Source organism: Rhizobium phaseoli (assembly GCF_001664385.1).
GTDB classification, from domain to species: Bacteria; Pseudomonadota; Alphaproteobacteria; order Rhizobiales; family Rhizobiaceae; genus Rhizobium; species Rhizobium phaseoli.
On record NZ_CP013536.1, the window covers coordinates 488846 to 507543 of the forward strand.

An 18698-nucleotide genomic window follows, 5' to 3' on the forward strand; every position below is an offset into this window, starting at 1 on the left:
CGAAAGGGAGGGTAGCAGATGAAATTCGCAGTATCGCTGACCATGGAACGCTTCTCGCCCGACGTCCCGATGTCGACGGCCAAGAACAACCTTCTGGTGCTCGCCCGCATGGCCGACGAGGGAGGCTTCGAGGCGCTGTGGACCGCCGAGCACCACACCATCGAATGCACGATTTCGCCGAACCCGTTCCAGACGCTGGTGTGGCTGGCGCAGCATACGCAGCAGATTCGCCTCGGCACCTCGACTCTGGTGGCGCCCTACTGGAGCCCGATCCGGCTGGCCGGTGAATCGGCGCTCTGCGACCATCTCACCAACGGCCGCCTGGAATTCGGGATCGCCCGTGGTTCTTACCAGTACGAGTTCGACCGGATGGCTGGCGGCATGCCTCAGCAGGAAGGTGTCGCCTACATGAAGGAGATCGTGCCGGCGGTGAAGAAGCTCTGGGCCGGCGATTATGCCCATGATGGTCACTACTGGAATTTCCCGACTGCCACCTCGGTGCCGAAGCCGCTGCAACAGCCGCATCCGCCGATTTGGGTTGCGGCGCGCGATCCCGGCACCTTCGACTGGGCGATCGCCAACGGCGCCAGCATCCTCTCGACGCCGCTTTCGGCGCCGGCTGCGGAAATCCAGGTTCTGTCGGACAAGTTTCACAAGGCGGTAGCCGATCATCCGGAAGTGCCACGCCCCCGCTTCATGATGCAGCGCCGCACCTGCGTCTACGACAAGCCGGATGGCTGGGAGACAGCCGTCAAGCACAGCATGGATTACGGCCGTGCCTTCGAAAATCTGATGCAGAATATCGGCACGGTGCGCGAAGGCTTTCCGGAGGCCGTGCCCTACGAGGCAGTGAAGGGCAAGGACAACTACAATCCGGACAATATCCGCAACAACCTGATGTTCGGTACGCCCGACGAGGCGATCGAGAAGCTGCTGGTGTTCGAAGCCGCCGGCGTCGATCAATATTGCCTGGGTCTCACCTTCAATCTGCCGTTCGAACTGCAGAAGCGGACGCTGGAGTTGTTCATCAGGGAAATCATGCCCTTTTTCGCGGCGCGCGAGAAAGAGAAGGAACAGAAGCGCAAGGCAGCGGCGAACTGATCATGGGAGAGGCACAGCGCCATACCGTCGGAGACGTGACGCTCAACTACCGCATCGACGGTAGCGGCGATCCGCTCGTCTGCATCCACGGCGTCGGATCCTATCTCGAGGCCTGGTCGGGTGTCGTCCAACGTCTCAAGGACCAGTTCACGGTCCTGACCTTCGATCTGCGCGGCCATGGCCATTCGAGCCGGATCAGGGGCCGCTATGAGATCGACGATTTCGTCGACGAGGCGCTGGCGCTGGCCGACAAGGCTGGGTTCCAGACCTTCAATCTCGCCGGCTTCTCGCTCGGTGGCCTGATCGCCCAGCGTATGGCGCTGACCCACCTCGAGCGGCTGCGCAAGCTGATCCTGCTGTCGACGGTCGCCGGCCGCACACCGGAGGAACGGACGCGAGTGCTGGAGCGACTGGCGGCACTGCGGGCAGGGACGCCTGCCGACCACCACAACGCCTCGCTGTCGCGCTGGCTGACCGAAGAATTTCAGGAGAACAATCCCGCGGTGATCGCGCGGCTTCGTGAGCGCGATGCGGAGAATGATCCGGACTGTTACGCCGCCGCCTACCGGGTGCTGGCGGAGACGGATTTCGGCGGCTTCCTCGACCAGATCCGCTGCCCCACGCTGATTGCAACGGGCGAGGCGGATGCCGGATCCAATCCACGCATGGCCCGCTACATGCACGAGCGCATCCCGGGCTCGACGCTCAGCATCCTGCCCGGATTGCGCCACTCCATCCTGATCGAGGCGCCGGAAATGGTTGCGAATTTGATGCGCGGCTTCTTGACTCGCGAGGAGACGAACCATGGATGAGACGCTCAGAAAGAACGGCGAGGCCGTCAGGCGCAAAGTTCTCGGCGACGACTATGTCGACCGGGCGATGAACAATGCCGACAGCTTTTCCGCTCCTTTCCAGGACGTTCTCAACGAATATTGCTGGGGCGCGGCCTGGACCGACGAAGGGCTCGATCTCAAGCAGCGTAGCCTTCTCAATCTCGGCATGCTGGCGGCGCTTAACCGCATGCATGAATTCGGCATCCACTTTCGCGGCGCCATTCGCAACGGGCTGACGGACGACGAATTGCGGGCCGCTCTCGTACAAATCGCAGTCTATTGCGGCATTCCCGCCGGCGTAGAAGCCTTCCGGGTTGCCCGCTCCATTCGCGACGAGATGCGTCAGAAAGGAGAGTTCTGACTTCCCCGGTTTGAAGGAACGAGCGGTCTGCCGCTGCTTCCGATCGCCGGAAGACGAAAAGGTCTCTTCGACTGCAAGATTGCATGACGGTACGGGAATGAGCCCGGGCCAAAACCAAGAATGACAATAAAGGGAACCATCGCATGAACAGACTGACCAAGATGACTGCAGCCGCCGCGTCGCTCGCTATTGTGCTGGCTGCCGTTCCGGCCACTGCCGGCGCCGTGCTCGACCGCGTGATGGCGGCCAAGGACCTGAAGGTCGCGACCGACGCCAACTGGGCGCCGCAATCCTTCATGAACGACAAGAACGAACTTGATGGTTTCGACATCGACGTTGCCAAGGATATCGGCAGGCGTCTCGGTGTGAAGGTCGAATTCGTAACGCCCGGCTGGGACATCATCACAGCCGGCAATTGGGCAGGCCGCTGGGACATGCATGTCGGTTCGATGACGCCGACCAAAAAGCGTGCCGAGATCTTCGACTTCCCCGCCGTTTATTATTACACGCCGGCTGCAGTCGCCGCGCACAAGGACAGCAAGGCGACCAAGCTCTCCGATCTTGACGGCAAGGTTGTCGGGACCACGGCCACCTCCACCTTCGAAGCCTATGCGAAAGGCGACCTGACGCTTGATGCCGCCGGTGCGCCTGCCTTTAAGTACGAGTTCAAGCCGAAGGAAGTGAAGTCCTACGCCAACTCGACCACCGCCTTCGATGATCTGCGTCTCGGCGACGGCACCCGTCTCGATGCCGTCGTCTCGTCGCTGCCGAGCATTCTCGACGCCGTCAAAGCCGGTTACCCGATCAAGCAGATCGGCGACCCCGTCTTCTACGAGCCGCTCGCCGTTGCCATCGAACATGGCGACAAGGCGTTCAATGACAAGATCGCCGAAGCCGTGAAGGGCATGCAGTCCGATGGCACGCTGAGCAAGCTTTCGGTAAAATGGTATGGCGTGGATTATACGGTCGTAAAATAGCCGCCGCCTGACCCAGACGGTCCGGACATCCGGACCGTCGATTTGCCGCGAGGGGCAAGAAATGCTTTATCCCGATACAGTCGAATCCGAAGTACTCGTCCATAAGCCGTGGTTCGTCGCGGCGCTGTTTGCCGTGGCGCTGGCGTTTTTGCTGATGTTCAATATGACCGGTACGACGATGGGCGAATTGATGCGTCCCGTCATCGGCGATCCCGCTGCCAGCGGCTTTTACGGTCGTTTCGCCATCGCTTTCGTCGTCGCCTTGCTGTTGGTTTTGAATGTCGTGCTGATCGGCTTTGCGTCCCTGCGGGTGCAGATCGCCATTGTCTGGCTGGAACTGCTCGGCCTCTTTTTGGCGTTTTTTGCGACATTCCATCTGAGCCTGCCGTTCATCGCCGAAAAACTGCCGTTCATGATCACCCAGGGCCTGGTGACGACGATCTACGTCTCTGCCGTCTCGATCGTGATCGCCTCGGCAATTGCCATATTGGGTGCCGTCGCCAAGCTCTCCACCAACGGCTTCGCCTATGCGATTGCCAGTTTCTACACCTCGTTCTTCCGCGGCCTTCCACTGCTGATGCAGGTCTATCTGATCTATCTCGGCTTGCCGCAGCTGGGCTTCGTCATCGACGCAGTGCCCGCCGGTATTCTTGCGCTCTCGCTCTGCTACGGCGCCTATATGACCGAGATCTTCCGTTCGGGCATTCAGAGCATCGATCGCGGCCAGTGGGAGGCCTCACGCTCGATCGGCTTCGGCTTCGGCATCACCATGCGCAAGATCATCCTGCCGCAGGCGCTGCCCGTCATCATTCCGCCGACCGGCAACCAGTTCATCTCGATGCTGAAGGACAGCTCGCTGGTCTCCGTCATCGGCGTCTGGGAACTGATGTTCCTGGCCCGCACGCTGGGCCAGAAGACTTTCCAGCACATGGAAATGCTGATTTCCGCCGCCATGCTCTACTGGATCATGTCGATCGGCCTCGAACTTATCCAAGCGCGTATCGAACGTCATTATGCCAGGAGCAAAGTCCGATGAACGGCGACAAGATCATTGAAGCGAAAAACGTTTCGAAGTGGTACGGCGCTTTTCAGGTGCTGAAGGATATCAATCTCACGGTCAGCAAGGGCGAGCGAATCGTCGTCTGCGGTCCTTCGGGATCCGGCAAGTCAACGCTGATCCGCTGCTTCAACCGGCTCGAGGCGCATCAGGAGGGGGAGATCACCGTCAACGGCATCACTCTCCACAACAAGATGCGCAATGTCGGCGACGTCCGGAAGAATGTCGGCATGGTGTTCCAGCACTTCAACCTCTTCCCGCATATGACGGTGCTGATGAACTGCATGGTCGGGCCGATGTGGATCAAGGGCGTGCCGGCGGCCGAGGCGAAGAAGACGGCGCTGAAATTTCTGGAGCGCGTGCGCATCCCCGAACAGGCCAACAAATATCCGATCCAGCTGTCGGGCGGCCAGCAGCAGCGCGTCGCCATTGCCAGGTCGCTCTGTATGCAGCCGGCAGTCATGCTGTTCGACGAGCCGACCTCGGCGCTGGATCCGGAAATGGTCTCGGAGGTGCTCGAAACCATGACCGGTCTTGCCAAGGACGGCATGACCATGGTTTGCGTCACCCACGAAATGGGCTTTGCGCGCGCCGTTGCGGACCGGGTGATCTTCATGAACACAGGGCAGATCGTCGAGCAGGGGGCGCCAGCAGGATTCTTCGACAATCCGCAGCATGAGCGGACCAAGCTGTTCCTCAGTCAAATCCTTAAGCACTAGCAACATTCGGTGGAAGCACGGCTGATCCGACGACTATTGATCCTGTGCCGCGTTCCTCGCTGCAGGCTACACCCTCAGGCGGCGTCGGCCGATGAGGATCTCTCGTCGCGATGTGGCTGCGACGGGTACGCCTCCAGTTTCCATTCGGACTGGTAGAGAGATTGTCTACGACGCGCTCTGGTCCTCGCCGGATCCGGCAAAGGAAGAAACCGGAAGCACCGTTTCCTCCTTCACCGTCTTGGTGACGATGTAGGTGAAGTAGCGGTCGATGCCGAGTTCGCGGTCGAGAAGTCCGTCGACCAGCCGCTGATAGGCATCGATATCGGCTGTCATGATCTTCAGGATATAATCGACACCGCCGCCGACCGACCAGCAGGCAACGATCTCCGGGATTGCGGCAACGGCGCGCTCGAAGCGTTCGAAATCGGCCTGGCGATGATTGGCGAGCGTCACCTCCATCATCACGCTGGCGACCGGCGCGATGCGGCGTGGAGCGATGCGGGCGTGGTAGCCGATGATCACGCCCGCCTTTTCGAGCTTGCGCAGCCGCATCCAGCACGGCGTCGGCGACAGCCCGGCCTTTTCGGCCAGCGCCAGCTTGGTGATGCGGCCGTCGCGCTGGACGGCGTCGAGAATGCGCAGGTCGATGGCGTCGAGTTTCATGGTGCTTTCTTTAGAAAGAAATCATTTCAAACACAGGGAAAAGACAATGGGAGCACATTTTGGCATTGTCAATTGAACTGATTTTCAGCAGTGTGAAATCATGACAAAGTGGCGCCCCGATCCTTCGCAACTCCGCCGACCGGCCTACCTCTCGCTCGCCGAGCAGATCGCCAACGCGATCACCGACGGCAAGCTCTCCGACGGGGCGCAATTGCCGCCGCACCGCAAGCTGGCGGACGACCTGCATCTGTCGGTGCAGACGGTGAGCCGCGCCTATGACGAGCTCAGCCGCCGCGGGCTGATCTCCGGCGAGATCGGCCGCGGCAGCTTCGTCCAGACCAGGCCGCGCGAGCCGGAGCCGCCTTATCTGCCGGAGCGGCTGGGCGAGGTGATTGATCTGTCGATCCTCAAGCCGGTCTGCGAGCAGATCCATCTGGAAAGGCTGCGCCAGGCCTTCGGCTGGCTTTCGGAAAACCTGCCCTCCAGCTCGGCCCTGTCGTTCCGACCGAACATGGTCTTTCCACGCCACCGCGCTGTCGCCACCGAATGGCTGGCGCGTTGCGGGCTGGAGGTATCGCCGCTGAACATCAGCCTGACGAATGGCGCGACCTCGGGCATGACGGTGGCGCTGATGAGCGTCGCGCCGCCCGGCTCGACGATTGCGACCGAGGCGATCAGCCACCATACGCTCGTGCCGCTCTGCGGTTATCTCGGCCTGCACCTCGAAGGGCTGCCAATCGACGAGCAAGGCATGATCCCGGAAGCGCTGGATGAAGCCTGCCGGACAGGGCCGATCCGGGCGATCTTCCTGCAGCCCTCGGTGATCAATCCGATGGCGGCGGTGATGAGCGGCGAGCGACGGCAGGCGCTCGCCGCTGTCGCCGCCAAGCATGACATTGCGATCATCGAGAACGATATTCTCGGTCCGCTGGTCGAGAACAGGCCGCCGCCGATGGCGGCCTTCGCGCCGGAGCGGACGCTCTACGTCACCAGCTTCACCAAGATCACGGTTCCCGGCCTCCGGATCGGTTATCTCGTCGCCCCCGACCGCTATGTCGCCGCTGTCGCCAACCGGCATCTCGTCTCCAGCTGGATGGCGACGCCCGCCATGGCCGAGATCGCCAGCCGCTGGGTCAGTGAAGGCACGGCGATGGAACTCGTCAACTGGCAGCGCCGCGCCCTTGCCGGCCGTCACGCGATCGCGGCGGAGATGCTGGCTGGGCTCAGCTACCGGGCGCATCCGCAAAGCCTGCATGTATGGCTGCCGCTTTCCGGCCACCATGCGGAGGACGGGTTTGTCGCCCAGGCAAGGCTGCGCGGGGTGGCGATCGCGCCCGGCAAATCGTTCCGCACCGCCGATCAGGGCTCGACGCCGGCCGTGCGCATATCGCTCGGCTCGACGACGGAAAGTGAATTGCGGACCGGTCTTGGGATCGTTGCCGCATTGGCGCAGGGAAATCCGGAGGAGCTGCTACTGGCGATTTGACGCCATTGCCCTTTGGGCTCTGCAGAATAATTGTCATGATATTATTTTGCGAATTGACATGATTTCGCTGGGCCGTCATCGTTAGGACATTGCTTGTCTCAACAAGGAGAGACATGAATGCCCGCGCCCATCATCCGCATCGACAACATCGTCAAGAGATACGGCCCGCTGACCGTGCTCGACGGGCTGTCGATGAATGTCATGCCGGGCGAGAAGCTGGCGCTGATCGGGCCGTCCGGCTCCGGCAAGACGACGATCCTGCGCATCCTGATGACGCTGGAGACGATCAGCGGCGGCCATATCGAGGTCGATGGCGAACAGCTCTATCATATGCCGAACGGCGGCGGACTTGTGCCGGCCGATGAGCGCCACTTGCATCGTATGCGCGAAAAGATCGGCATGGTCTTCCAGCACTTCAATCTGTTTCCGCACAAATGCGTCCTCGACAACGTGACGCTGGCACCCATGTTGACCAAGGGTATCAAGCGGCCGCAAGCCGAGAAGCGGGCGATGGAGCTTCTCGAGATGGTCGGCCTTGCCGACAAGGCGAGAAGCGTCCCGGCGCAGCTTTCCGGCGGGCAGAAGCAGCGTGTCGCCATCGCCCGGGCCTTAGCGTTGTCGCCGAAGATAATGCTGTTCGACGAGGTGACCTCGGCACTTGACCCGGAACTCGTCGAGGAGGTGCTGAATGTCATGCGGAAGCTCGCCTCCGAGACCGATATGACGATGCTTCTCGTCACCCACGAAATGGGTTTCGCCCACGACTTTGCCGACCGCGTGCTGTTTTTCGATCGCGGCAGGATCGTCGAGGAAGGCAAGCCCGGCGACATCTTCCGCAATCCGACGCAGGAACGGACGCAGACCTTCCTGCGCAAGATCATCGCGGCAGGGCACCGCGTCTGACCTCAGACATTGCCCGCGAACAACAAAACTCAAAGAGAAAGCCAGAGGAGTTGGGAACGATGAAAGCAGGATATGTTTTGAGCGCCGTCAGCCTGTCGGTGCTTCTGGTTACGGCGGCCGCCCCGGCATCCGCCGCCGATGACAAGCTCGAACAGCTGAAGGAGCAGGGCTTTGCCCGCATCGCCATCGCCAATGAGCCGCCATTCACCGCCGTCGGCGCCGACGGCAAGGTGTCGGGCGCCGCCCCCGATGTGGCGCGTGTGATCTTCGAAAAACTCGGCGTCAAGGAAGTGGTCGCCTCGATCTCGGAATACGGCGCGATGATCCCCGGCCTGCAGGCCGGCCGACACGACGCAATTACGGCGGGCCTTTTCATGAAACCCGAACGCTGCAACGCCGTTGCCTATTCCGAACCGATCCTGTGCGATGCCGAAGCCTTTGCTCTCAAGAAGGGCAACCCGCTGAAGCTGACGAGCTACAAGGATATCGCCGACAATCCGAACGCCAAGATCGGCGCGCCGGGCGGCGGGACTGAGGAAAAGCTGGCGCTGGAAGCCGGCGTGCCGCGTGACCGCGTCATCGTCGTTCCGGATGGGCAAAGCGGTATCAAGATGCTGCAGGACGGCCGCATCGACGTCTATTCGCTGCCGGTCCTGTCGATCCACGATCTGATGGACAAGGCGCAGGATCCGAACCTCGAAACCGTCGCCCCCGTCGTCAACGCGCCGGTCTATTGCGACGGCGCCGCCTTCCGCAAGCAGGACGTGGCGCTGCGCGATGCCTTCGACGTCGAGCTGAAGAAGCTGAAGGAATCGGGCGAATTCGCCAAGATCATCGAGCCCTACGGCTTCTCGGCCAAGGCCGCCATGTCGACGAGCCGCGACAAGCTCTGCGCCGCGGCGAAATAATCGAGGCGAGCAGCCGGCCATGCCATGGGCGTGGCCGGCTTGTCGCGAAACAATCTCCAAAGAAGTGAGTTGCCGATGTCGGTATGGTCCGGCTATCTGACACTGATCCTTGAGGGCGCCCTGGTGACGCTCCAGCTGACGGTCATGGGGTCCGCGCTGGCGCTGGTCATGGCCTTCCTGGCGGGCCTCGGCCGCCTTTCACGCTTCTTTGCCGTGCGGGCTCTGGCGACGGCCTATATCGAATTCTTCCGCGGCACCTCGATCTTCGTGCAGCTCTTCTGGGTCTATTTCGTGCTGCCTTTTGCCGGCTTGACCCTGACGCCGCTGCAGGCCGGAGTGCTAGCGCTCGGCCTGAATGTCGGCGCCTATGGCGCGGAGGTGGTGCGCGGCGCCGTCAAGGCCGTCGGGCGCGAACAATCGGAAGCTTGTGTTGCGCTCAACCTGTCACGATATCAGCGTATGCGCCACGTCATCCTGCCGCAGGCGCTGCCGCTGATGCTGCCGACCTTCTGCAACAATGCGATCGAGCTCCTGAAGGGCACGGCCGTCGTTTCGCTGATCTCGCTGACGGATATGACCTTCCAGGCACAGGTGGTGCGGGCGCAGACCGGCAATACGCTGGTGCCCTTCGCGACCATCCTCATCCTCTACTTCCTCATGGCCCTGGCGATTTCGGCGGCGATGCGCCGGCTGGAGCGGCGGATGGCGCGCGGCGTCGACGGCATAAGGACCTGATCGGATGGAATGGGATTGGGATTTCGTCTGGCAGATCATGCCGACCCTTCTCGAAGGGTTCAAGATCACCATTCTCGCCACCGTCCTCGGCGCTGCGGTCGCCATGGTCGTTGGCCTCGGTCTGGCGATTGCGCGACGGTCCCCGGTCGCCGCCATTTCCAGGACGGTCGGCTTCGTCTCGGAATTCATCCGCGGTACACCGCTGCTGGTGCAGCTCTACTTCATCTTTTACGTGCTGCCGGATATCGGCATCCGGCTGTCGCCGCTCACCGCCGGCGTCATCGGCATGGGCATTCACTATGCGACCTATACCGCCGAGGTCTATCGCGCCGGCATCGAGAATGTGCCACGCGGGCAATGGGAGGCGGCCAGGGCCACCAATCTGACGACACGCCAAGCCTGGATCCACGTGGTCCTGCCGCAGGCCATCCCGCCGATGATCCCGGCGCTCGCCAACTACTTCATCGCCATGTTCAAGGAGACGCCGCTGCTTTCGGCGATCACCGTGCTCGAGCTGATGAACCAGGCCAAGAGCATCGCCAACAGCAACTATCGCTACATCGAACCGATGACGCTCGTCGGCGTCTTCTTCCTCGTCATCAGCCTGGTCTCGGTCGTGGGCTTGCGCTGGCTCGAGGAGCGCTACGCCAGGATGGATGACTAAGATGACCGCAGCAATCGAAATCATTGCCGCCGACCGGCGGCCACGGCTGGACGACCGGCCGCTCGAAAAGCGCATCGGCCTTGTCATCCTGGCGACCGATCACACGAGCGAAGTCGACTTCCGGCGCATGGTCGCCAGCGACCGTATCGGCGTCTATGTCAGCCGCATCCACTATGCCAATCCGGTGACGCCGGAAAATCTTCGGAAAATGCAGCCGTCGTTAACGGAGGGCGCCGGGCTGATCCTGCCGGATGAGACGCTGGATGTGGTCATGTATTCCTGCACCTCCGCCTCGGTCGTTATCGGCGATCGCAGTATCGAAACGGCAATCCATCTGTCCAAACCCGGCGTTCCCGTAGTGACGCCGACGGCGGCGGCCGTGAAGGGCCTGCAGACCTTCGGCGCTCGCCGGATTTCGGTGCTGACGCCATATACGATCGAAACCAGCCGGCCGATGGCGGATTATTTTGCCGATCTCGGTTTCATGATCGATCGTTTCACCTGCCTTGGCCTCAGCGACGACCGGGAGATGGCCCGCATCGCCCCGGATGAGATCGCCGCCTTCGCGCGGGAGGCGCTGGCGCCGCAGTCGGATGCGCTGTTCATTTCCTGCACTGCTCTGCGCGCCGCACAAGTCGCCGCCCGCATCGAAGCCGAGACCGGCAAGCCGGTGGTGACCAGCAACCTCGCAACCGCCTGGGCCTGTCTGAGGCTGTGCGGCGATGATCGGGCGCGGCCCGAATTCGGCCAGCTGATGGCCAGGCCCTATGGGGAAGGCTGAGATGATGGCGAGCGCCTTGCCGGTTTCGCTAGAGGATATCCGTGCGGCAGCGCAGCGGATCGGAAGCCATGTCGTGAAAACACCGATCGTGCTGTCGGCGCCGCTCGGCGCGATCGCCGGTGTTCCGGTCTGGCTGAAGCTCGAACATCACCAGACGACGGGCAGCTTCAAGCTGCGCGGGGCGACAAATGCAGTGTTGTCATTGTCGCCGGCGGAAAGGGCGCGCGGCGTCATTGCCGCCTCGACCGGAAATCACGGCCGGGCACTTGCCCATGCCGCGAAGGCGCAGGGCATGGTCGCGACGATCTGCATGTCGCGGCTAGTGCCGGAAAACAAGGTTTCGGAAATCCGCCGTCTCGGCGCCGAGGTGCGTATCGTCGGGCGATCGCAGGACGAGGCGCAGCAGGAGGTGGACCGGCTGGTGCGCGAGGACGGGCTGGTGATGGTCCCGCCCTTCGACCATCCCGATGTCGTCGCCGGGCAGGGGACGCTGGGGCTCGAGATCATCGACGCCTTGCCGGAAGCGGCGATGGTGCTGGTGCCTCTGTCGGGCGGCGGCCTTGCGGCGGGCGTCGCAGCCGCGGTCAAGGGCGTCAATCCCAACACGAAGGTGATCGGCCTGACGATGGAACGGGGGGCCGCGATGAAGGCAAGCCTCGATGCCGGCCGGCCGGTGCAGGTCCAGGAAGTGAGCAGCCTTGCCGACTCGCTCGGCGGCGGCATCGGCCTCGACAACCGCGTGACCTTTGCCATGTGCCGCGACCTTCTCGATGACGTGGTCCTGCTGACGGAGGCGGAGATCGCCGCCGGCATGCGACATGCCTATGCCTGTGAGGGCGAGATTATCGAGGGGGCGGGCGCAGTCGGCATCGCAGCCTTGCTGGCGGGGAAAATCAGGCCGGCCGGCCCCATCGTTGCGGTCCTTTCCGGCTGCAATGTCGACATGGAAGAGCATCGTCGGGTGATGGACGGCGAGACTGCAATCTGCGCGGAGGATGGCCCATGAGCCGGATGATCATTCTGACGGAGGCGGAATTGCGAGAGATTGTCGTGCTCGACCGCGATGCGGTCGCCTGCGTCGAAGAGGCTTTCGCAGCGCTCGCGACCAAGGCCGTCGCCATGCCGCCGATCCTGCGGCTCGACATTCCCGAGCGTCGAGGCGAAGTCGATGTGAAGACCGCCTATGTGCCGGGGATAGAAAGCTTCGCGATCAAGATCAGCCCCGGCTTCTTCGACAATCCCAGGATCGGCCTGCCGAGCACCAATGGCATGATGGTGCTGCTGTCGAGCCGGACCGGCCTGGTGCAGGCGCTGCTCCTCGACAACGGCTATCTCACCGACGTGCGCACCGCCGCGGCCGGCGCCGTCGCGGCAAAACATCTGTCGCGGCAAAATTCCAGCGTGGCGGCGATCTTCGGCGCCGGCATGCAGGCGCAGCTGCAGCTGGAAGCGCTGAGGCTGGTGCGGCCGATCCGTGACGCCAGGATATGGGCGCGGGATGCGGCCAGGGCTAAGGGCGTGGCTGCGGAACTGGCGGCAAGGCTCGGCTTTCCCGTCAACGCGATATCCGACCCGCGGCAAGCAATGTCCGGTGCCGATATCGTCGTGACCACCACGCCCGCGGAAAAACCGATCATCGACGCCGGCTGGCTCGAACCCGGGCAGCATCTGACGGCCATGGGATCGGATGCCGAGCACAAGAACGAGATCGATCCTGCGGCCATCGCCGGCGCCGGCCTCTATGTCGCCGACAGCCTGAAGCAGACGCGCCGGCTCGGCGAGCTGCACCATGCGATCGAAGCGGGCCTCGTCGCAGGCGATGCCGATTTCGCCGAACTCGGCGGGATCATCGCCGGGCGAATGCCGGGCAGAATGAGCAGCGACCAGATCACCATCGCCGACCTCACGGGAACCGGCATTCAGGACACCGCCATTGCCACGCTCGCCTTTGCCCGCGCCGACGCGGCGAAGGCCGGCACCACATTCGAAAGCTGACCGGCGCGGCGCCGGAGAAGAAGGGAAGAGATATGACCCAGCCCCATCTGAAGTTTTCGCTCGGCGAATATGCCGCGCGGCTGGAAAAGACACGGCGCGCCATGGAAGCGAAGGGTGTCGACCTGCTTATTGTCAGCGACCCGTCGAATATGGCTTGGCTGACCGGCTATGACGGCTGGTCCTTTTACGTGCATCAGGCGGTGATCGTGCCGCCGGAGGGCGAGCCAATCTGGTTCGGCCGCGGCCAGGATGCCAACGGCGCCAAACTCACCGCCTATCTGAACCACGACAACATCGTCGGCTATCCCGATCACTACGTGCAGTCGACCGAGCGCCACCCGATGGACTATCTCTCCGGCATTCTGACCGAGCGCGGTTTCGGCAAGCTGACGATCGGTGTCGAGATGGACAATTACTGGTTTTCGGCGGCCGCCTTCGCGGCGCTGCAGAAGCACCTGCCGAACGCCCGCTTCGTTGACGCGACCGCGCTGGTGAACTGGCAGCGCGCGGTCAAGAGCGAGACCGAAATCCAATACATGCGCAATGCCGCCCGCATCGTCGAGGCGATGCATGCCCGCATCTTCGACAAGATCGAAGTCGGCATGCGCAAGTGCGATCTCGTCGCCGAAATCTATGATGCCGGCACCCGCGGCGTCGATGGCATCGGCGGCGATTATCCGGCGATCGTGCCGCTGCTGCCGTCCGGTGTCGAAGCATCCGCGCCGCATCTGACCTGGGACGACCGGCCGTTGAAGAAGGGCGAGGGCACCTTCTTCGAAATCGCCGGCTGCTATAACCGCTATCATCTGCCGTTGTCGCGCACCGTCTTCCTCGGCAAACCGACGCAGGCGTTTCTCGATGCCGAAAAAGCGACGCTGGAGGGCATGGAGGCCGGTCTTGCCGTCGCCAAGCCCGGCAACACCTGCGAGGATATCGCCAACGCCTTCTTCGCGGTCCTGAAGAAATACGGCATCGTCAAGGACAACCGCACGGGCTATCCGATCGGCCTTTCCTACCCGCCGGATTGGGGCGAGCGCACCATGAGCCTGCGGCCCGGCGACCGGACGGAGTTAAAGCCCGGCATGACATTTCATTTCATGACCGGCCTGTGGCTCGACGACATGGGGTTCGAGACGACGGAGAGCATCCTCATCACCGAAAGCGGCGTCGAGTGCCTCGCCAACGTGCCGCGCAAGCTGATGGTCAAGGATTGAGGCTGTCATGACAGAGACCCGTTTGCGGCCGTCGCCGATCAGCGCGACGGTCGATTTCACCGCCGAGGGCGTCCAGCACGGTTTCCTCAGGCTGCCTTACAGCCGCGACGACTCCGCCTGGGGATCGGTGATGATCCCGATAACGGTTGCCAGGAACGGCAAGGGACCGACGGCGCTACTGACCGGCGGCAATCACGGCGACGAATATGAGGGGCCGATCGCGCTGTTCGATCTCGCCCGTTCGCTGAAGCCTGAAGAGGTAAGCGGCGCCGTTATCATCGTACCGGCCATGAATTTTCCGGCGTTTCTGGCCGGCACGAGGACGTCGCCGGTCGACAGAGGCAATATGAACCGCAGTTTCCCCGGTCGGCCGGACGGGACGGTGACCGAGAAGATCGCCGACTATTTCCAGCGAGTGCTTCTGCCGATGGCGGATCTCGTCCTCGACTTCCATTCCGGCGGCAAGACGCTCGATTTTCTGCCCTTCTGTGCGGCGCATATCCTGCCCAACAAACAGCAACAGGAAAAAGCGTTCGAATTCGTCACGGCGTTTGCCGCACCCTATTCGATGCAGATGCTGGAGATTGATGCGGTCGGCATGTACGACACGGCGGCCGAGGAAATGGGCAAGATCTTCATCACGACCGAACTCGGCGGCGGCGGTACCGCGACCGCCAGGAGTGCGGCGATTGCCAAACGCGGCGTGATGAACGTGCTGCGACATGCGGGGATCGTCGCCGGCGCCGTCGATAGCGGTCAGACGATTTGGCTCGACATGCCGGATGGCCGCTGCTTCTCCTTCGCGGAGGACGGTGGATTGATCGAACCCGCCATCGACCTCGGTGACGTCGTCAAAGAGGGAGCGGTCATCGCTCGCATCCATCCGACCGGGCGGACCGGTAGGGCGCCGCGCGAGATCCGCGCCGCCATGGACGGCATTCTCTGCGCCCGGCACTTTCCGGGGCTGGTCAAATCGGGCGACTGCGTTGCGGTGATGGCGATCGTGACGAGCTGATATCACGGGCATGCCGCGCCGGGATGGTTTCGATCGCCGATCGCGTCAGGCCGCTTTCGGCGATCGCGACCCGGCAGTTGCCGCATCGATCTGAAAGCGGCTGACAACGCCTTCCAGCGTCTGCGTCTGGCCGCCGAGCGCGCGGCAGGCCGAGACGGTTTCCACCGCCATGGCGGCGTTACGCTGCGTGACTTCATCGAGCGCATTGACCGAGGCGTTGATTTCCCCGATCGCCACGGCCTGCTCGGAAGAGACCGAAACGATGCGGGCGATCAGGCCGGCGACCTGTTCGACTTGGCCTTCGATTTCCATCAGCGCCTTGCCGGTGCGGTTGACGAGCTCGACGCCGGTGGAAACCTGCGACGACGACGTGGAAATCAGAGATCTGATCTCTTTGGCGGCGTTGGCCGAGCGGAGGGCGAGCTCACGCACTTCCTGCGCCACGACGGCGAAACCCTTGCCGGCTTCGCCGGCGCGGGCGGCCTCGACACCGGCATTGAGCGCCAGGAGGTTGGTCTGGAAGGCAATTTCGTCGATGACGTTGACGATCTCGCCGATCTGGGCGGACGAGCCTTCGATCTTTTGCATGGCGGCAATCGCTTCGCGCACGACGGCGGCCGAATGTTCGGCGCTGCTGCGAGTCTCGGCCATCATGCCGGTGGCCTTGCCGGCATGGTTCGAAGCGTCCTTGGCCTTGGCGTTCATTTCGCCGAGCGCGGCGGTCGCCTCTTCGAGCATTGCGGCCTGCTGTTCGGTGCGGGATGCCAGGCTGTCGGCCGCGTCCGTGATGCCGGCGGAAGAGCTGCCGACCTCTCTGGATGTCCGGGAGATCTCCGCCATCGAGGCGCAGAGCGCATCCATACTGTTGTTGAACTTGGCCCGCAACATTTCGTAGGCCGGGGCGAAGCCTGTGGTGATCCGGCAATCGAGATTGCCGAGCGAGAGTTGGTCCAAGCCGTAGGTCAACTCCTCGATCACCGTTTCCCGTCGCTGCTCCTCGGCAGCTTTTTCGGCCATCTGGCTGCGCTCGCGCTGGAATTCCTGATCGCGAAGCGCCGTTTCGCGCTTCTGTGCGTCCTGCCGCTCCAGCGCGTTGCGGCGGAACACCGCCACCGCCTTGGACATGGCGCCGATTTCGTCGGAGCGGTTGGCGTAGGGGACTTCGGTCGAGAAATCGCCTTCGGCGAGGTTGCCCATATAGGCTTTCATGCCATCCAGCGGCACGATAGCCCGGCGGCGCAGAAGATAGAGCCCAACCAGCAGCAGGGCGAAGGAGCCGAAGCCGGCGGCGCCCGCGTAGATCGTCCAGGTGACAATCTCCGAGGCGGCATTGCTTTCTTCGCCCTTCAGGAAGGCGTCGGAATTTGCGACAAGCTTTTCGACTGCATCCTGATGTGCGTGGAAGGCGACGCGCAATTGCTCGATGGCTCCATGCGCCTTGTTTTCGTCCTTGGCGTTCAGGGCTGGGATGATTTCACGGTTCATCACCTGCCAGAACAGATCGCCCTTGGCGAGGACATCGTTTTCAAGCTCGTCCTTCAAGGATTGCGGCAGCCGGGTGGATTTCCAGTAGGCGCGGCGGTCGTCGTAAGCGGCCTTAAGATTTGCGATCTTGGCAAGATTGGTCTCGGCCAGTTCGGGAAATTTGCTTGCCTCGAAAGACAGCATGTAGGATTCCACAACGAAGAGCGGCGGCGGCAGAATATCGGCAATGAGATCCTTGCCGTAGACCACCTGCTCGTAAACCGGGCCATTGACCTTCAGCCGCTCGAGCGCCGATTGCTGCAACCCGATCGACATGAAAAGACCTGTCGAAACAGCAACGCCGAAGGCCACCAAACTGCGGGCAATAGTAAATGCCAAGATCGTCTCCAAATAACTTTGCGGCGTCTCTTCTTCGAGATGCCTGATGTACGTGGATCATTATTTCGCAAGAACGCTGCAATATAGTTAATTCTTTTAGATCTCAGTTGCTCCGGCGACCTATTTAAGGGCCTGTCAAGTGTCCAAAATTGGGTCGTTTTTCCCTTGACGTGGTGTCAAGCCATCGTCTGCCATCTTGATGGCTGAGACGGCAGGGTTTATATTGACTGTGAAGGAGATCTCATGGCTGAACCGCAACTTTCTGTACGGAGCGCAAAGGCGCGGGATCTTGCACATCGGCTTGCCCGCCGTGAAAATCGCTCGATAGCCGACATTGTCGAGCGGGCTCTTGAATCCTATGAAATACGCGAAGCCGGGCGCGAGCCGGCTGTGTCCTTCTATAACAGGCTTTCGCAACAATGCGGGACGGACATCGACCTTGAAGCTGTCATCAGGGAAGGCAGGCAGGTTCACAAGGGCATTGAGCTTTGATTTTTCTCGATGCCAAGGTCGTTTCGGAAACTTTGAGAAAATCTCCGAGCGAAGCCGTCATCGCCTGGCTGGTATCCAGAAGATCCGGCCAGATCAGCGAGCCGAACGCCTCGAGAAGGCACTCTCCGACTGGCGGCGCCGCTTCGCGGACCGAATTTTTGGTCTGACTGAAGAGGCTGCTCTTGCTTATGGCGACATCATGGGGGCCGCCGCGCGTCAAGGGCGCGGAATGTCGGCGCCGGACGGCATGATCGCCGCAATTGCGCGGGTCAATGGCGGTCGACTGGCAACGCGAAATCTGAGCGACTTTGCCGGGACAGGCCTTGAGTTGATTTCCCCTTGGGAATTCTGACGTCCTTCATCAGACTGTTTGCCGACCGAAGTCGATCTTGCTGACGAGGTGGAAGCGGCCTTGTAGCCGACGGTGTTCGCATCGGCGATATTGTCGGAAACCGTGCTCAGCCGGTTTGCCTGCGCGCTCATGCCCGAGACGGCGGTTTTCATGCTTCCAAAAAATGCGCATGGCTCGACCTTCAAGGTTTGGGAACATGCCATGTGACGAAAGGCTTCCAGGGCCGGATTGCGGGCGCGCGTCATCGCGCGCACCCGGACGAAGGCCGGCGCCGGTCGATGATTTGCGTGTCTGGATTGCCTCGTGATGGCGATAGGCGCTGCGGCTCATCCGTGCGCGGGCGTCGTGCGCCCGTTACGGCGCACCATGCGTGAAGAAACGAACTGCAACGCGACGAGCCCGTATGGATCGTCAGCTCGCGGCGGACTGGACGGACAACGAACCGGTGCCTGAGCTATCGAGCAGCGCAAAGAGCTGGCTCGCCTGGCTTTCGGTGACGTCATCAGGCTTGCCGGCCATGAACTCTTCCAACGACACCAGCCCGTCGCCGTCCGTCTCGAGATCGGAGAGCATTGACGA

At 62.2% G+C, this 18698-nt stretch carries 20 protein-coding genes and 2 pseudogenes; 18 read left to right on the plus strand and 4 right to left on the minus strand.

Annotated features, from left to right (window positions below; translation table 11 throughout):
* Positions 1-18 precede the first annotated feature (18 nt).
* The 6 genes from AMC88_RS29415 (at position 19) to AMC88_RS29440 (ending at position 5048) form a co-directional block, all read left to right on the plus strand.
* Entirely contained in the window at positions 19-1101 is a 1083-nt protein-coding gene (locus AMC88_RS29415; RefSeq protein ID WP_037145853.1) for an LLM class flavin-dependent oxidoreductase, read from the plus strand.
* A 2-nt stretch (positions 1102-1103) separates the two neighbouring features.
* Complete coding sequence (locus AMC88_RS29420) at positions 1104-1913, plus strand: alpha/beta fold hydrolase (RefSeq protein WP_037145855.1); 810 nt, start codon at positions 1104-1106, stop codon at positions 1911-1913.
* Complete coding sequence (locus AMC88_RS29425) at positions 1906-2295, plus strand: carboxymuconolactone decarboxylase family protein (protein ID WP_010024318.1); 390 nt, start codon at positions 1906-1908, stop codon at positions 2293-2295. Before AMC88_RS29420 ends, AMC88_RS29425 begins: the two co-directional genes overlap by 8 nt.
* Positions 2296-2438: 143 nt before the next feature.
* Positions 2439-3272, plus strand: a complete 834-nt coding sequence (locus AMC88_RS29430) for a transporter substrate-binding domain-containing protein (protein WP_037145857.1) — start codon at positions 2439-2441, stop codon at positions 3270-3272.
* A gap of 61 nt (positions 3273-3333) precedes the next feature.
* Entirely contained in the window at positions 3334-4308 is a 975-nt protein-coding gene (locus AMC88_RS29435) for an amino acid ABC transporter permease (RefSeq protein ID WP_037145859.1), read from the plus strand.
* Positions 4305-5048 carry an amino acid ABC transporter ATP-binding protein gene (locus tag AMC88_RS29440; RefSeq protein ID WP_064830204.1) on the plus strand — a complete coding sequence of 248 codons (744 nt, stop codon included), beginning with the start codon at positions 4305-4307 and terminating at the stop codon, positions 5046-5048. The genes AMC88_RS29435 and AMC88_RS29440 overlap by 4 nt, the downstream gene beginning before the upstream one ends.
* A gap of 165 nt (positions 5049-5213) precedes the next feature.
* Here the strand turns inward: AMC88_RS29440 and AMC88_RS29445 are convergent, their stop codons facing one another.
* A complete protein-coding gene (locus AMC88_RS29445) occupies positions 5214-5711 on the minus strand; it encodes an Lrp/AsnC family transcriptional regulator (RefSeq protein ID WP_004672121.1) in 498 nt (165 codons plus the stop codon).
* A 100-nt stretch (positions 5712-5811) separates the two neighbouring features.
* On the opposite strand from AMC88_RS29445, the gene ehuR reads away from it, so the two are divergent.
* The 10 genes from ehuR to doeB all read left to right on the plus strand — a co-directional run bounded on the left by ehuR (position 5812) and on the right by doeB (position 15412).
* Positions 5812-7197, plus strand: coding sequence for a MocR-like ectoine utilization transcription factor EhuR (ehuR, locus tag AMC88_RS29450; RefSeq protein WP_037145862.1), 1386 nt, complete (start codon positions 5812-5814; stop codon positions 7195-7197).
* 117 nt (positions 7198-7314) lie between these two features.
* A complete protein-coding gene (gene ehuA, locus AMC88_RS29455) occupies positions 7315-8100 on the plus strand; it encodes an ectoine/hydroxyectoine ABC transporter ATP-binding protein EhuA (RefSeq protein ID WP_004673709.1) in 786 nt (261 codons plus the stop codon).
* 59 nt (positions 8101-8159) lie between these two features.
* On the plus strand, positions 8160-9008 hold the full coding sequence (gene ehuB, locus AMC88_RS29460; RefSeq protein ID WP_012489906.1) for an ectoine/hydroxyectoine ABC transporter substrate-binding protein EhuB: 849 nt from the start codon (positions 8160-8162) through the stop codon (positions 9006-9008).
* Positions 9009-9083: 75 nt separating this feature from the next.
* Positions 9084-9743: an ectoine/hydroxyectoine ABC transporter permease subunit EhuC gene (gene ehuC, locus AMC88_RS29465; protein WP_037146273.1), complete on the plus strand. Its 660-nt coding sequence runs from the start codon at positions 9084-9086 to the stop codon at positions 9741-9743.
* Positions 9744-9747: 4 nt separating this feature from the next.
* A complete protein-coding gene (gene ehuD / locus AMC88_RS29470; protein ID WP_016735737.1) occupies positions 9748-10407 on the plus strand; it encodes an ectoine/hydroxyectoine ABC transporter permease subunit EhuD in 660 nt (219 codons plus the stop codon).
* A 1-nt stretch (position 10408) separates the two neighbouring features.
* The gene (eutA, locus tag AMC88_RS29475) at positions 10409-11188 is read left to right on the plus strand and encodes an ectoine utilization protein EutA (RefSeq protein WP_064830205.1); all 780 of its coding nucleotides are present in this window, start codon (positions 10409-10411) and stop codon (positions 11186-11188) included.
* 4 nt (positions 11189-11192) lie between these two features.
* Positions 11193-12194: a hydroxyectoine utilization dehydratase EutB gene (gene eutB, locus AMC88_RS29480; protein ID WP_064830322.1), complete on the plus strand. Its 1002-nt coding sequence runs from the start codon at positions 11193-11195 to the stop codon at positions 12192-12194.
* A complete protein-coding gene (gene eutC, locus AMC88_RS29485) occupies positions 12191-13183 on the plus strand; it encodes an ectoine utilization protein EutC (protein WP_037145872.1) in 993 nt (330 codons plus the stop codon). Before eutB ends, eutC begins: the two co-directional genes overlap by 4 nt.
* A gap of 32 nt (positions 13184-13215) precedes the next feature.
* Positions 13216-14397, plus strand: coding sequence for an ectoine hydrolase DoeA (gene doeA / locus AMC88_RS29490; RefSeq protein WP_064830206.1), 1182 nt, complete (start codon positions 13216-13218; stop codon positions 14395-14397).
* A gap of 7 nt (positions 14398-14404) precedes the next feature.
* The gene (gene doeB, locus AMC88_RS29495) at positions 14405-15412 is read left to right on the plus strand and encodes a N(2)-acetyl-L-2,4-diaminobutanoate deacetylase DoeB (RefSeq protein WP_037145875.1); all 1008 of its coding nucleotides are present in this window, start codon (positions 14405-14407) and stop codon (positions 15410-15412) included.
* Positions 15413-15457: 45 nt separating this feature from the next.
* Here doeB and AMC88_RS29500 read toward each other — a convergent pair whose 3' ends face one another.
* Complete coding sequence (locus AMC88_RS29500) at positions 15458-17275, minus strand: methyl-accepting chemotaxis protein (protein WP_037146277.1); 1818 nt, start codon at positions 17273-17275, stop codon at positions 15458-15460.
* Positions 17276-17518: 243 nt separating this feature from the next.
* On the opposite strand from AMC88_RS29500, the gene AMC88_RS29505 reads away from it, so the two are divergent.
* Together AMC88_RS29505 and AMC88_RS29510 are read left to right on the plus strand one after the other, a co-directional pair.
* On the plus strand, positions 17519-17767 hold the full coding sequence (locus AMC88_RS29505; protein ID WP_010023905.1) for a type II toxin-antitoxin system VapB family antitoxin: 249 nt from the start codon (positions 17519-17521) through the stop codon (positions 17765-17767).
* Positions 17764-18119, plus strand: a pseudogene (locus AMC88_RS29510) (PIN domain-containing protein). The gene AMC88_RS29505 and the pseudogene AMC88_RS29510 overlap by 4 nt, the downstream one beginning before the upstream one ends.
* On the opposite strand, the pseudogene AMC88_RS32825 reads toward AMC88_RS29510, so the two are convergent.
* Both AMC88_RS32825 and AMC88_RS34370 read right to left on the minus strand, forming a co-directional pair.
* Positions 18104-18322, minus strand: a pseudogene (locus AMC88_RS32825) (flagellar basal body protein); the annotation flags it as partial. The pseudogenes AMC88_RS29510 and AMC88_RS32825 sit on opposite strands and share 16 nt — an antisense overlap.
* A 208-nt stretch (positions 18323-18530) precedes the next feature.
* Positions 18531-18692 (minus strand): EF-hand domain-containing protein, encoded by a 162-nt coding sequence (locus tag AMC88_RS34370; RefSeq protein WP_225880153.1) that lies wholly within the window; start codon positions 18690-18692, stop codon positions 18531-18533.
* Positions 18693-18698: the final 6 nt, after the last annotated feature.

Bases quoted from the DNA above. Each gene is read 5' to 3' on its own strand.
- AMC88_RS29435 (WP_037145859.1), top strand. From the start codon at position 3,334: ATGCTTTATCCCGATACAGTCGAATCCGAAGTACTCGTCCATAAGCCG.
- doeB (WP_037145875.1), top strand. From the start codon at position 14,405: ATGACAGAGACCCGTTTGCGGCCGTCGCCGATCAGCGCGACGGTCGAT.
- eutB (WP_064830322.1), top strand. From the start codon at position 11,193: ATGGCGAGCGCCTTGCCGGTTTCGCTAGAGGATATCCGTGCGGCAGCG.
- AMC88_RS29440 (WP_064830204.1), top strand. From the start codon at position 4,305: ATGAACGGCGACAAGATCATTGAAGCGAAAAACGTTTCGAAGTGGTAC.
- ehuD (WP_016735737.1), top strand. From the start codon at position 9,748: ATGGAATGGGATTGGGATTTCGTCTGGCAGATCATGCCGACCCTTCTC.
- AMC88_RS29430 (WP_037145857.1), top strand. From the start codon at position 2,439: ATGAACAGACTGACCAAGATGACTGCAGCCGCCGCGTCGCTCGCTATT.
- AMC88_RS29425 (WP_010024318.1), top strand. From the start codon at position 1,906: ATGGATGAGACGCTCAGAAAGAACGGCGAGGCCGTCAGGCGCAAAGTT.
- AMC88_RS34370 (WP_225880153.1), bottom strand. From the start codon at position 18,692: ATGCTCTCCGATCTCGAGACGGACGGCGACGGGCTGGTGTCGTTGGAA.
- ehuA (WP_004673709.1), top strand. From the start codon at position 7,315: ATGCCCGCGCCCATCATCCGCATCGACAACATCGTCAAGAGATACGGC.
- doeA (WP_064830206.1), top strand. From the start codon at position 13,216: ATGACCCAGCCCCATCTGAAGTTTTCGCTCGGCGAATATGCCGCGCGG.
- AMC88_RS29445 (WP_004672121.1), bottom strand. From the start codon at position 5,711: ATGAAACTCGACGCCATCGACCTGCGCATTCTCGACGCCGTCCAGCGC.
- eutC (WP_037145872.1), top strand. From the start codon at position 12,191: ATGAGCCGGATGATCATTCTGACGGAGGCGGAATTGCGAGAGATTGTC.
- ehuR (WP_037145862.1), top strand. From the start codon at position 5,812: ATGACAAAGTGGCGCCCCGATCCTTCGCAACTCCGCCGACCGGCCTAC.
- AMC88_RS29505 (WP_010023905.1), top strand. From the start codon at position 17,519: ATGGCTGAACCGCAACTTTCTGTACGGAGCGCAAAGGCGCGGGATCTT.
- ehuB (WP_012489906.1), top strand. From the start codon at position 8,160: ATGAAAGCAGGATATGTTTTGAGCGCCGTCAGCCTGTCGGTGCTTCTG.
- ehuC (WP_037146273.1), top strand. From the start codon at position 9,084: ATGTCGGTATGGTCCGGCTATCTGACACTGATCCTTGAGGGCGCCCTG.
- AMC88_RS29415 (WP_037145853.1), top strand. From the start codon at position 19: ATGAAATTCGCAGTATCGCTGACCATGGAACGCTTCTCGCCCGACGTC.
- eutA (WP_064830205.1), top strand. From the start codon at position 10,409: ATGACCGCAGCAATCGAAATCATTGCCGCCGACCGGCGGCCACGGCTG.
- AMC88_RS29420 (WP_037145855.1), top strand. From the start codon at position 1,104: ATGGGAGAGGCACAGCGCCATACCGTCGGAGACGTGACGCTCAACTAC.